Annotated in this window: 14 protein-coding genes; 7 read left to right on the forward strand and 7 right to left on the reverse strand. The window is 35.2% G+C overall.

What is annotated here, in order from left to right; all coding sequences use genetic code 11:
* Positions 1-115: 115 nt before the first annotated feature.
* The 3 genes from BM308_RS10355 to BM308_RS10365 form a co-directional block, all read right to left on the reverse strand.
* Complete coding sequence (locus tag BM308_RS10355; RefSeq protein WP_074945031.1) at positions 116-1,555, reverse strand: ISAs1 family transposase; 1,440 nt, start codon at positions 1,553-1,555, stop codon at positions 116-118.
* A gap of 338 nt (positions 1,556-1,893) precedes the next feature.
* A complete protein-coding gene (locus BM308_RS10360; RefSeq protein ID WP_074945032.1) occupies positions 1,894-2,088 on the reverse strand; it encodes a hypothetical protein in 195 nt (64 codons plus the stop codon).
* A gap of 30 nt (positions 2,089-2,118) precedes the next feature.
* On the reverse strand, positions 2,119-2,916 hold the full coding sequence (locus tag BM308_RS10365) for a hypothetical protein (RefSeq protein WP_074945034.1): 798 nt from the start codon (positions 2,914-2,916) through the stop codon (positions 2,119-2,121).
* Between the two features lie 554 nt (positions 2,917-3,470).
* Here BM308_RS10365 and BM308_RS10370 point away from each other — a divergent pair.
* From BM308_RS10370 to BM308_RS10400, 7 genes are read left to right on the forward strand one after another with little or no spacing between them, the layout of a single operon-like run.
* Positions 3,471-4,604: an FAD-dependent oxidoreductase gene (locus BM308_RS10370; protein ID WP_074945035.1), complete on the forward strand. Its 1,134-nt coding sequence runs from the start codon at positions 3,471-3,473 to the stop codon at positions 4,602-4,604.
* A 1-nt stretch (position 4,605) separates the two neighbouring features.
* Positions 4,606-5,619: a glycosyltransferase family protein gene (locus BM308_RS10375; protein WP_074945037.1), complete on the forward strand. Its 1,014-nt coding sequence runs from the start codon at positions 4,606-4,608 to the stop codon at positions 5,617-5,619.
* 10 nt (positions 5,620-5,629) lie between these two features.
* Positions 5,630-6,385, forward strand: coding sequence for a Rossmann-fold NAD(P)-binding domain-containing protein (locus BM308_RS10380; RefSeq protein WP_074945039.1), 756 nt, complete (start codon positions 5,630-5,632; stop codon positions 6,383-6,385).
* A gap of 1 nt (position 6,386) precedes the next feature.
* Complete coding sequence (locus BM308_RS10385) at positions 6,387-7,223, forward strand: sugar phosphate isomerase/epimerase family protein (protein WP_074945040.1); 837 nt, start codon at positions 6,387-6,389, stop codon at positions 7,221-7,223.
* A 3-nt stretch (positions 7,224-7,226) separates the two neighbouring features.
* Positions 7,227-8,039, forward strand: a complete 813-nt coding sequence (locus BM308_RS10390) for a glycosyltransferase family 2 protein (RefSeq protein WP_074945042.1) — start codon at positions 7,227-7,229, stop codon at positions 8,037-8,039.
* Positions 8,036-8,389 carry a DMT family transporter gene (locus tag BM308_RS10395; protein ID WP_218152560.1) on the forward strand — a complete coding sequence of 118 codons (354 nt, stop codon included), beginning with the start codon at positions 8,036-8,038 and terminating at the stop codon, positions 8,387-8,389. Before BM308_RS10390 ends, BM308_RS10395 begins: the two co-directional genes overlap by 4 nt.
* A gap of 4 nt (positions 8,390-8,393) precedes the next feature.
* Entirely contained in the window at positions 8,394-10,232 is a 1,839-nt protein-coding gene (locus tag BM308_RS10400; protein WP_074945043.1) for a glycosyltransferase family 39 protein, read from the forward strand.
* A 346-nt stretch (positions 10,233-10,578) separates the two neighbouring features.
* Here BM308_RS10400 and BM308_RS10405 read toward each other — a convergent pair whose 3' ends face one another.
* From BM308_RS10405 to BM308_RS10420, 4 genes are all read right to left on the reverse strand, one after another.
* Entirely contained in the window at positions 10,579-11,352 is a 774-nt protein-coding gene (locus BM308_RS10405; RefSeq protein ID WP_074945045.1) for a glycosyltransferase family 32 protein, read from the reverse strand.
* Positions 11,353-11,629: 277 nt separating this feature from the next.
* Positions 11,630-11,785, reverse strand: coding sequence for an integrase core domain-containing protein (locus tag BM308_RS13680; RefSeq protein ID WP_074945047.1), 156 nt, complete (start codon positions 11,783-11,785; stop codon positions 11,630-11,632).
* Positions 11,786-12,232 (reverse strand): DDE-type integrase/transposase/recombinase, encoded by a 447-nt coding sequence (locus tag BM308_RS10415; protein ID WP_074945048.1) that lies wholly within the window; start codon positions 12,230-12,232, stop codon positions 11,786-11,788. It lies immediately after the preceding gene.
* Positions 12,217-12,579, reverse strand: coding sequence for a hypothetical protein (locus BM308_RS10420; RefSeq protein ID WP_074945050.1), 363 nt, complete (start codon positions 12,577-12,579; stop codon positions 12,217-12,219). The genes BM308_RS10415 and BM308_RS10420 overlap by 16 nt, the downstream gene beginning before the upstream one ends.
* Positions 12,580-12,637: the final 58 nt, after the last annotated feature.

Raw genomic sequence — 12,637 nt, forward strand, 5'->3', positions numbered from 1 at the left:
ATTTCTGCTGAAATAAAAATTTTTGTTATGCCTGTTTTTTTTCAGGCACGACAAAGTCCCAAGGTTATTCACTAACTTTGGCTTTGCTCTTTCAAAATTTGATTCAAGATTAAAGCTATTTCTTCGCTTTGATTTTCTTTCTGGTCCTAGCAAACTTCTCTAATGGAGTATCGTCGTCGATACTGGATTGAAAACCACTGTTCTCCAAATCATCAGGGACATCATTTCCTGTCGATTCAGGATGTTTGTAAAAGAGACCGATGAATCTTTCGTCATTCTCTATTTGAGACATATCCTGAGTAAAGAAGGCTTTTAAGAACATAAATCCTACTTCAGCATCCTGTGCCACAATCTGTAAAGATTTAAATGACCATGTTTTCCCCTGATAATAAGGAACATTTTCTCTGATGTAGCTTAATACGTTGCATGCGAGCTTGGTACAGGCAGTGCTGTTAGTAATGTAATCCTTATTTCTCAAAGGAAGAGCATCCTGACGGAATACAACATCAATTACCCAGTGTCTGGCTTCAATTCCCCATCTTTGGAGAATAATATCAAGCATGGTTTCAGCGAACTTTTCATCAAGTCCATCTGGAACAATTGAGCTGATGAAATATCTATCTTCATCCTGCAGTGTTACATCTGAACTTTTGAAGTGTCTGACTGTTCTTACTCTGATGACAGAATGGACATCTGCCCATTTCTTTCTGAGTTCAGACCTTACTACATGTTTCATCTCAAGGATATCTATCTGCTTGGTCTCAATTCTGCCGTGCTCATCAAGAACTCTGATTGCAGACAGAACCTCATGTTTGTATTTACCATTGTCGACAAATTCAAAGGCGGTTCTGACATCCTCTTCAAGAGTGGACTGATTGGATTTTAGTCCCACAACACAGTCTGCATTAACATCCACGGTGGCAGATATCGTACCTGGTCTTGTATTAAGGGAATCCCAGGTAAGAATGGTATTTTGCAGGTTGACCTTTTTAAGCATGCAAAGGATTGCTTCCGCTTCATGTTTTTTCTTATCTACTATAGTCTGACTCAAGGTTAAACCATAGGTTGATGAATAAAGGCTGACAACGTCATACCCACCATGCTTACGTTCATCATTGCCATTCTTACTCTGTCTGGTACCTCTGATGTTCTGTCCTTCTGCAGCAACAATCTCTCTGTCCTGTAAGGCTATTGAGCCAATAGGTTTATCAGAATTATCTCTGTGAGTTACAAAGTAATCCGTCAGAAACTTTACCAGTTCATTGGAATCAATAATACTTATAACCCTTCGGATAGTCTGCTCAGATGCGACTTTATCCCCTAATCCATAGATTAACTGCTGAAGTTCCTTAACATGCTTTTTCCAGAACAATACCTGCTCATGACTGTTTTCATATCCAGATAATCTTGCTAACAGTACTACAGTAGCTATTACATACAGAGGATAAACTATCCTCTCTGGATTACGCGGATCACTGAGATTAAGCTCAATAATTCTTTGAAGAAAAGATGCGCCTTCAAGAAAATTTACAGCAGGAGATACTTCGTTTGACATAATTACTATTCTTATCAATCGGTTACTTTAGATTTCAGAGTTAAGAATATTAATTATTCAACAAAAGTTTTGATCTTTGAATCACATTTTGAAAGAGCAAAATCAGTAGGCTAACTAACTGATTAATTTATATTAATTTTATGAACCAACACTTTTAGCTTTTGTGATAAGCTTCAAATGGTGTTGGCGCCATACTGGTCAAATCGAGTAGGAGGGAGTAAATAGCTCCACTCCTCTCACAACACTTATCCCGACTTTATGATTATACCGTAAAACATCGAAAATTGGCTTAGTTACGGGCATCAGTACATAAAAAGTCGGGATAACTTTTACATAAGTCAATACAGTCTCTTGAGAACTACATCTTCATTATTAAATGTAAAATCAACTGCAGATCTGATGATTAGATTAAAGTCTGAAGTTGCTTTTTCAACTGCATCTTGTTTCATCTTAACATCAGCATTTGCATAGTATTTATATGACCTAACCACTCTGAAAGCAGTGGCATGTAAGCGTAAACAGTTTCCTACCATCGAATATAATAAAAAACCGCCAGCTGGCGGTCAATCGTAGAGGCTAAATTCTAATTCTTGCATCTCAACTTTTACAGCTTCTTTGGTCTTACTATGGGCTACCCACAGGACCTCTCCTGTTTCCATATCCATAATGAAAGTAGCGAATTTGTCACTCCTATCCAGACTATGGAGAAGAAATTCGTCAACACCAAGGATACGAGCCTGTCTCCTTGGAGGCAGCAGCTTTTTGCCTTCTCCATTCTCGGTGTATTTATCATAGAGACGTTGTTTGTCTATGGCTCTGATGATCTTGGCATCAACACCGGTTTCAAAAGACAGAGCCTTTAAAGAGGTCTTACTGCCTTTCATTTCCAACAGCCTGTATATCTCATGATATGCGGCGGCTGTTATTCTATGTCCTCCTGCCTGAAACGGGATCTTTTCAGTACAGCTGTATTCACAAAGCTTTGAGGAACATCTATACCTTTTTACTTCAACCTCTAAGGTCTGATACGTACTGCCATAGGGAATGTGTTTCAACCTAACGTAACTAACACCATTACTATGCAGTTTTGCTCCACACTTTGGACAGTAAAGCTCTTTTCTGTCATCTGTTCTTAGCTTTCCTGTATATGTAAGCTCTGAGAAGCCAACAAAGTTCTCATTAGTAATGGTTCCTACATTTACCTGCCTAAAATCATACCTAGGCGAGCCTACCTGTTTGAAGCCTTCACAATATGAAGGTACTACCAGAAAATCTCCTTCAAATGCATTTGGAGCAATGGTTGCAGCAATTACGTGGTCAGAATTTACTTGAAGATTTGCAGATAAAATTGTAGTATTCATATTAGTCTTTTGGTTAGTTATTGTTTTTTGGTCGAAACAACTTTATCAAAAAACTCAATTATTTCAAATTTATCTTCTATCTTAAATTCCTAATCCCACACTTTTTTCCTTAGACCCTAAAGATTTCCTAGAATTGGATGATTTTTGAAATTTATACTCTTTATTTTGTACACAATTAGAATCACTCCTTTTCAAATTATGGTAAATGTAAAAAACATTAATGCATTAGATTATTTTTCAAAGTGCAATAAAAGCCTTGTTTTGTGTATTCTAACTTAAGAGCAAAAGCAGATCTGCTATAAAGCCGTCGTTTTCTTTCAAATGTAACGATAATGAGGAGTTGTATTAGAGTAAAAGGATTCAGAACTAAGATGAATTAGGATTTTATTATGCTGTTAATCCATATTCTAGTATCTCGTATTTATTCACATTTTTTCACAAATACAATATTTGTGAATTGCCTAATTATTCACGTAAAATATCTTTATATTTGGTATAATGCTCACCTGTTATTTAATAATATAATGTTACATTAAAAAAATTGCTTTAAAACAATGAGTAAAGTTATAGTCATTGGTGGAGGGTATTTCGGTTTATACCTTGCCTACTATCTAGGATCTAAACATCATAAGGTTGATCTTTTCGAAAAAAGCTCTGAATTTATGACAAGAGCCTCATACAATAATCAGGCAAGAATCCATAATGGCTATCATTACCCTCGTTCTGTTTTAACAGCCCTTCGTTCTCGACAGTCATTTCCAAGATTTATCAAAGACTTTCCTGACTGTGTTTGCAATGATTTTGATAAATACTACATGGTAGGAAAACATCTTAGCAAAGTCACAGCCTATCAATTCGAAAAATTCTGTAGACGTATTGGAGCATACTTAGAACCAGCTCCAAGCAGAATAGTTAATCTCACTCATAAAAACTACATCGAAGCCTGCTTTAAGGCAAAAGAATTCGCATTTGATTCTGTGAAACTAAAAGACGCTATTCTCAGCAGAATTGATACAAAGTACGTAACGCTTCATCTTGAATCCGAAGTAATTAGAATAAATAAAGACAACTCCCAAATTAATGAGCTTACTGTTTCGGTAAAAGACTTAAAGACAGCTGAAATTGTTGAATATAAATCAGATCATATATTCAACTGTACCTACGCATCATTAAATCAGGTAATTCACAACAGCTCACTTGAACTTATTCCTTTAAAACATGAGATGACCGAAATGGCTCTCGTGGATGTTCCAGATGAACTAAGAAATCTTGGAATAACTGTTATGTGTGGTCCTTTTTTCTCTGTAATGCCCTTTCCTTCTGTCGAAATAAACGGACACTACCTGCACTCATTTTCCCATGTTAGATATACCCCGCATTATGAATGGTATTCAAAAGACAAAGAATATGTCGACGCAGATGCTAGATTTGAAAAAGATGAACGACATACAGCATGGGAAGTAATGAGGAAAGATGCTTCTCGATATATTCCGATTTTAAGTGACTGTATCTACAGAAAATCGTTATGGGAAGTAAAAACGGTATTGCCAAGGTCAGAAGTAAATGATTCAAGACCAATTCTATGTAAGTTCAATTATGGACTAAAGGGCTTCCACTGTGTCATGGGAGGCAAGATAGACAACGCTTATGATGCCGTTGCAGCTGTGAAAAAGGAGCTAGATCTCTAAAATGATTACTACAAATAAAGATGAAAGTTTTATCTCAGTAGTAACTGTTATAAACAGACTAACAGCAAACTCTTTATCTAGATTAGCTGAAATCCAGAATGAACTTGATACGAATTTTTCTGATTACGAGATTATTCTGGTAGTTCAGAAATCCCTGCAGAATGTTTTATCCAACAGGATAGAGCAAATTCTCAAAGAAATCCCTTGTGTACGTTATCTGCAGTTATCTTCAGATGTAAACTCGGACGTAATCTGGTCTGCAGGTACCGAGAATGCCATTGGTGATTTCATTATCTGCTTTGATTTATGCAATGATCCTGTATCACTGATTAAAGACTCTGTAGAACTGTGTAGACAAGGAAACGATGTTGTTGTTGGAACCACCAGGCAGAATCATTCTTTTGCCTATCAGATAATAAGACCTCTTAGCGGATGGTTACTAAAACTGATTGACTATCATCTTCCAAAAGATGCAACAACCTTCAGATGTCTTTCACGAAGAGCTCTAAATTCAGTTCTGGATACAGGCAAATTCTATCACCAGTTCTTTATGCAGATTCAGAAATCTGGATATGGTCAGGCCGAGCTACATTACACAGCTCTAAATACAGACAAAAGAACACTTACAGGTGCTGTTAAGTCAACTTTAAGGCTGATGGTATTTAATTCCACATCTCCGCTTCGAATTATGTCTCTTCTGGGACTAACCGGCTCTACCTTGGCATGTCTGTTCTCACTGTATTCAATTATTCTTAACCTTTTCAAAAATGATGTTGTAGAAGGCTGGACCTCCACGGTATTCATCATTTCTCTTTTGGCCTCTATGCAGTTTGTGATCCTATCTTTTATTGCAGAATACTTAAACCGCATTCTGGCAGAACAGACAAATGCAAACGGTTATTCAATAGTTTTTGAAAAGAACTCTCAGGTAATGATCAATCTGGACAGAATAAATGTTTTAGAGCAGAGCACCTCCCAGACAGATAATCTTGTTCAGACAGGAAGAGACAGATAAGGAACTTAACATGACATCAGCACTAATCGGTTCAACTGGATTTGTTGGTACCACCCTTTTATCACAGAGAACATTTGATTACTGTTATCACTCAACTGATATAGGTGAGATTGATAATAAAGAATTCGACCTGATTATCTGTGCAGCAGCACCTGCTAAGAAATGGTATGCAAACCTTCATCCGGATGAAGATAAGGCTTGTATCGACTCACTTATCGGACATTTAAAAACAATTAAAGCTAAAAAATTTATTCTTATAAGTACTGTTGATGTTTTTAAATCCCCTGTTAACGTTGATGAAAACACTCCTATCAGCTTGGATGAGCTTCAGCCATACGGCTACAACAGAAGACGTCTTGAACTATTCGTTCAGGAAAATTTTGACCATCATCTTATCGTAAGACTTCCTGGTCTTGTAGGAACAGGACTTAAAAAAAACATTATCTTTGATTTCAAAAATCATAATGAAATTGAAAAGATTGAATCAAATAACGTATTCCAGTTCTATCCAATGAAGAATCTCTTTAAAGATATAACTACCGCTGATAAACAAGGATTAAAACTGGTTCATCTTACAGCAGCTCCTGTTAGAGTTAAGGAAGTTGCAAAGGCCGCATTTGACTTTGATTTTGACAATCATATTGGCAAACCTCTTGTAGCCTACGATTTTAAGACAATCCACGGAGCTTTGTTCGGCTCAACTCCTGACTATCAGTATGACAAGACAGAATCTCTAAAGGCAATCAGAGAATATGCTGAGGAATAAAATGAATCTATCCATTTCTAATATTGCCTGGGATGCATCTTTTGAACCACAGGTTATCGACCTGCTTTTGAAAAACGGGATTCATCATTTGGATTATGCTCCAGGAAAATTCTTTTCCGATATTGCAAATACATCTGATGCGGAAATACTCAGAGTAAAAAAAGAATGGCAGGATAAAGGCTTTACCCTTACAGGAATTCAGTCTCTGTTATTTGGAACAACCGGTCTTAATCTATTTGAGAGCAGCACTCAGGATAGAATGCTGGAGCATTTAAAGAGAGTCTGTCATATAGGTTCTTTAACAGGAGCTTCAAGACTGGTATTTGGTTCACCTAAAAACCGAAACAGAAACAAACTTGATGACACTAGAACAGATGAAATAGCCTTAGATTTCTTTTTCAGATTAGGTAAAATTGCAAAAGAAGAGAACGTCACAGTCTGCCTTGAGGCAAATCCTACCGTTTACGGAACAAACTTCCTGACAACAACCGATGAAGCAGCAGCATTCGTCAGAAAACTGAATCATTCCAATATTAAGCTGCAGCTTGATCTGGGAACCATTTACACCAACAGTGAACCTGCACAGGTTATCGAAGATGTAGCAGATGTAATCGGACATATTCATCTGAGTGAACCTTCTATGGCTCCTGTAACTACTGATGATCCTCTTCACAGAGAAATTGGAGATAAGCTTAAGAAAGTATTTTCAAAGTCCTTGCCGTCTACAGATATTCTCACAATAGAAATGCTAACCAACAACTTAGAAACACCTGAAAACAGAATTAAAAAGATAGAGACTTCAATCAAGGTTGCAAAAGACCTATATATGCAGGACTAATAAATGAATCAGAGTGTTACTCAAGATTATAAGAAATATATTCCATCGTACGATGTACTGTTCTCTAATCCCCAGAAACTCAGAGAATGCTGTCTAGTTATTCCTGTAATAAATGAGGGAGAAAGAATTCATGCTCTTTTAGAGAGAATCAATGAATTAGATTTACAAAGTACTGTTGATTTCATTATTGTAGATGGTGGTACTACAGACGGCTCTCTTGATGAGAGTTATTTAAAATCACAGCATGTACACTCACTTCTGCTAAAAACAGCTAAAGGGAAACTTAGTGCACAGTTACTCTGTGCATATGACTATGCACAGAAACTTGGTTATAAAGGAATTGTAACCATTGATGGAAATAATAAAGATGATCCTGCTCCTATCCCTGATTTTATAAAGAAACTAAATGAAGGTTATGACTTTATTCAAGCATCACGTTTTATAAGTGGTGGTACCGCAGTTAATACTCCTGTAAGCCGAGATTTGGCTATTCGCTTTATTCATGCTCCTGTTTTAAGTATTGCATCAGGTTTCCACTGGACTGATACAACACAAGGGTTCAGAGCTTATTCTGCTAATTTTCTATTCAACAGCAAAGTAGCCATCTTCAGAGAAGTGTTCTCCTGCTACGAATTACTTGCTTACCTATCATATATTGGACCCAAACTTCATTTTAAATGTCTGGAAATGCCAAGTAAAAGAAGTTATCCAAAAGGACAGGTACCAACAAAAATCAGCTCCGTTAAAGGCAATATTGAACTACTAAAGGTTCTGTTTAAGGCTGCACTTGGAAAATACAATCTGGAGGCAGAATGATTACTTTCCTGTTAGTTGTGTTCGGTATTGCTTCAAATGCAGCGGCAAGCGTACTGATTAAGTATGCAATGATGCCAGAGAGAAAAGTTTCAATTTTTGAGCCGTTATCAATAATCCTTAATATTCCGCTTTGGACTGGACTTCTGTTCTACGGAATTGCATTTATTCTATATGCACTTACGCTGCAGAGACTTCCTCTTAACGTTACTCATCCAGTTCTAACATGCGGAGCTATCTCAATGGTGGCAGTTTTATCGGTAATTCTATTTGGAGAAACATTCTCACCGACAAAGATTGCAGGAGTTGTCTTAGTAGCTATTGGTGTTATTTTTATTTCATGGAAGGCATAATAATATGACAATAATTCCAATAATCAGCATAATTTTCCCTGGTTTGTTTTTTTGTTTTTTCCGAGAAAAAATCTTAAAAATTGATTACTCAACTTTTAAAGACAGTTTTGTAAAAAGATTATTTGTTTCCTTATGTGGTATTGTCCTGGTTTATTTAATATTCACTGCAATATATTTATTTTGCCTAAGAAAACCAGATGTTATTTTTTATAAATTTAATACTTCTGCATTGTTTTCTATAAGATACCTTATATACGGATGTATTATCTCTTTTCTTTTAATTTATTTTGAAAAGATTGTCAGATTAAAAGACAAATACGTATTAACAATAAACTCAAAAAAAACAGTATTCACATATCTTAAAAATAAGAAATTAACAATCCTTTTTTTATACACTATTTTTCTTGCAGGCTTACACTTCGTAAGGTGTTTTGATAATTCTTTTTGGGGCGACGAGGGAATTGTTATCACTTTTGCACGAAAAGAATGGTTCGATATGCTGAAGTCAGTAGCAGCTTCAAACCACTCTCCATTACACTATGCTTTTGCATGGGGACTTGTGAAAATTTTTGGAGAATCAGGTTTCATTTTTCATATTTCATCAACATTAGCCTATTTCATTTTATTGATTGCTTCAATAACGATCATAAGAAAATGGTTTGGATATAAAACTTCATTTATATTTGTAACATTATGCTCATTACTTCCTAATGCCATAACCTACAATTTGGAAGTAAGAATGTATACTTGGACTCAACTATTTATTATTGCGTCTTTCTTAATGGTTTATGGGGCCATAGTTTTTAAACAAAATATATACTATGTACTCTTAACATTATTTTCCGTAATGGCAGCGTATAGCCACTATTTTTCTCTAGCTCCAATTTTTACTTTTTACTTAATATTATTGATATACACTGTTCTTAATGACAGAAAAGAAATAAAAAAAATTGTTTTGTCCTGGGCGATTTTTTTAATTATATTTACGCCTTGGATTTTTTTTACTCATAAGTTAAGAGGTGGATTCGTAGCAGACTATCACATAGTACAAGTTCCTTTAAAGGAATGTATCAAATTTATATTTGACACTAGTTCATATTTTTTTTTACTGCTCTTATTTTTCCTAAGTTTAATCACAACTTTCGTTAGAGAGCATCATTTTCTAAAAGCTCATCATAGCTTTAACAAAATAAAGAATAAAATAGAAATATCTTTTTTTATAGAAAATATAAAATTGCAAAAAGAGTGGTATTGGATACTTGGAGGTATTATCGGAGTATTTGGAACTATTTTTGCGGCGCAGATTATTTCTCATTTATTTCATCCTATTATCACGTTGCGATACTTATACGTTTCATATGCCATCCTTTGGTTAATCTTTGCAATAATGGTTTCCAAACAAAAATATTCAAAATTATTCACCCTTCTTTTAATTGTTTTTGTATTCTTTAGCTGTATTTCTAAATGTATTAATGCCATTAAAGTTGAACATTCATATAACGTCCGTTTAGAGAAAACTCTAGAACTAGCAAGAAAAGAAATAAAAGAATCTGACTTTATATACACAGACATTACTCATTTTGCTTGGACTATATGTGAATCTTATTTCCCAAATATAAAGCATGATTTATTTGGACATCTAGAACTAGGAAATTGGGGGCTTCCTGAGAGATTGACAAATTTAGACACAAAGCAACAATATTGGTTATTTCTTTCCTCTCCTATTTCAAATCAGATAGAAGAAGATCTTAAAGCTCAAAATTTATCTACACGATTAGCAATTGAAAATGGATTCATTGGAACAGGAAATGTGTGGGTATATGAGGTTATCAAAAATCAATAAAAATGATCATAATTCTCATATGGTGTTGGCGAAGAAGTCAATCTTTTTGTAAAACTTTTTGATTGGTGCTGTCCATTGCGGAACTTCAATCCTAACTCATTGTTTATTCCGCTTTGTCCTCATAAACAATGAGTATTTTAGGACAACAAAAATATTGGAAGCTAGGTACGTTCCCAAAGAATATTTCCAAACCTGTTATTTCTGACTTTTAAATAAAGCTTTTGCTATTCCTATGAACACGTTTCTGGGCTCTAATCATCTGTTTGGGATTATTCCTATGAACGCGTTTATGGGATTCTTAACTTTAATCTTTATCTATAATCGAAAAGTTTAGGTAACTTACAAATCATTTATTTCGCCAAAAGCATATGCAACTTGTAATATAGGACCAAAATGAAGTCAAAAAACAATTAAAGTCAGAACACATTTTTTTTATTTTATTAATTCGTCTCTGTCCAACAAATACAAAGATTTTTCTTCGCAATCTATTTTTTTTATTTTGCCAAGTAGCAGTGTAATGATGAATAGAAACAGAATCTTTGCACAATAAATCTCTTGACCTACCAGGAGCAACAGGATCAAGCATTTTACAAGGAAGTATTGCACAATCATGAATTTCCACCAATGAATCTGAATAATTATATCCAATATCAACAATGACCCTATTGTTTAATATAGGACAAGCAAATTCAGATTGTTTATTTAAATCAAAAATCAGATTATCATATTGTTTCATCATATTAAGAACTAATAAACAATGCTTTTTTGCCCCGAACCCCAATCCAGTATTACACAAACGATCAGCTTGTTGTACTCCAACGTAGAAATTATAATTCAACAAAAAATCAAGGTTTCGCAGAAGTTCTACATCTGTATCAAGATAAATACCTCCATAATCATAAACAACTTTTAACCTAGCATAATCAGAAACAAAAGCCCATTTTTTTTCTTCATATGCAGCTTTTATAAAAGGATGAGATAAAACATCAAAATTGGATTCATCCCATCTCCTAATTTCATAATCAGGACAATATTTCTCCCATGACTTTATACATTTTTTAATGTTTGATGGTAAAGGATTTTTTCCGAACCAACAATAGTGTATTACTTTTGGAATCATTATGTATTTCTCTTTTTTTCATACCTTAGGTAGTTAATCATTTTTAACTACACTGAAGTTATTCATACTGACGATCTACCTTATTGAAAATAGAGAGATCTTTCAGTAACCGTAAATCTCTCTTATTAGGAATATAACTTAACATATACGATTCTTTAAACGTGTGAATCAGGGCGCAGATAGCTGAACAAATAATCCCCAGAAAAACTTCCTAAAATCAAACGGAAATCTTCTTTCGATATTGATAAGGAGACTGCATCCCCAAAGCGGAATGTGGTCAAAAACCATTATAATACGAAAGCCAGTTGCAGATCTTGCTAATACCTTCCTTTCGTGATGTAAATTTTCTATTTAGTGGTAAACACTCTCTTTTCAAAATCGACCAAAACGACTCTGCTACAGCATTATCCCAACATTGTACTCTGCGGCTCATTTAGCATCTGAAACCTACTGAGGACAGAAGTTCCTGAAACTGATAAGAGCAGTACTGATAACCTTGATCAGAATGAAAGATTGTTCCAAATGCAGGATTCTCATCCCTGATTGCCATCATTAAAGCATCACAAATCAGATTAGTATCCATAGTTGGACCAAATTTGTAGCCAACGAGGCATCTTGATCCAAGATCTACTACTGAGGCTAAATAAAGCCATCCTTCTTCTGTAGGAATGTACGTAATATCACCGCACCAGGCTTCGTTGACTTTAAAAGAATCAAACTGTCTTTTTACAAGGTCTTCTGCTCTGGCTAGGTTATGGTTGCTGTCCGTAGTTTTTACATACTTACGATGGTACTTGTGGTAGATGCCATTCTTACGCATGATTGAAACAAGGCGTCTGTGAGATACCCTAAAGCCTTTATTTTTCAATTCATGATGCATTCTGATGGACCTGGTACGTTGTTGCAGGAGTCTTTTATTACTTCCTGTATTGCAACAAGCACTTCTGCATCAGTATGTATTTCTCCGTCTCTGTGCTCTTTATCCTCATCATTTAGCCATTTGTAAAAGCCACTGACACTTACTTCCAGTAACTCTGCAGCTCTTATTAATGAGATGTTGGTACCTCTAAGCCTGTCATCATTGCACTGCTTGATAAATGCGTACGTTGCTACAGGCTCTTGGCAAAGAACGCTGTAGCTTTTTTTTAGGAATTCGTTTTCTGCTTTAGCCTTTGCAAACTCTTTCTTCTGTCTGATGATTTCCTCTGCCTCAGAACGTCTACGCAAGTCATACGACTCTTGGCTTTATTACACCATTTACTTAAAGTCTGAGGATGTATTCCTA

The organism is Succinivibrio dextrinosolvens (assembly GCF_900116345.1).
Lineage (GTDB): Bacteria > Pseudomonadota > Gammaproteobacteria > Enterobacterales > Succinivibrionaceae > Succinivibrio > Succinivibrio dextrinosolvens_B.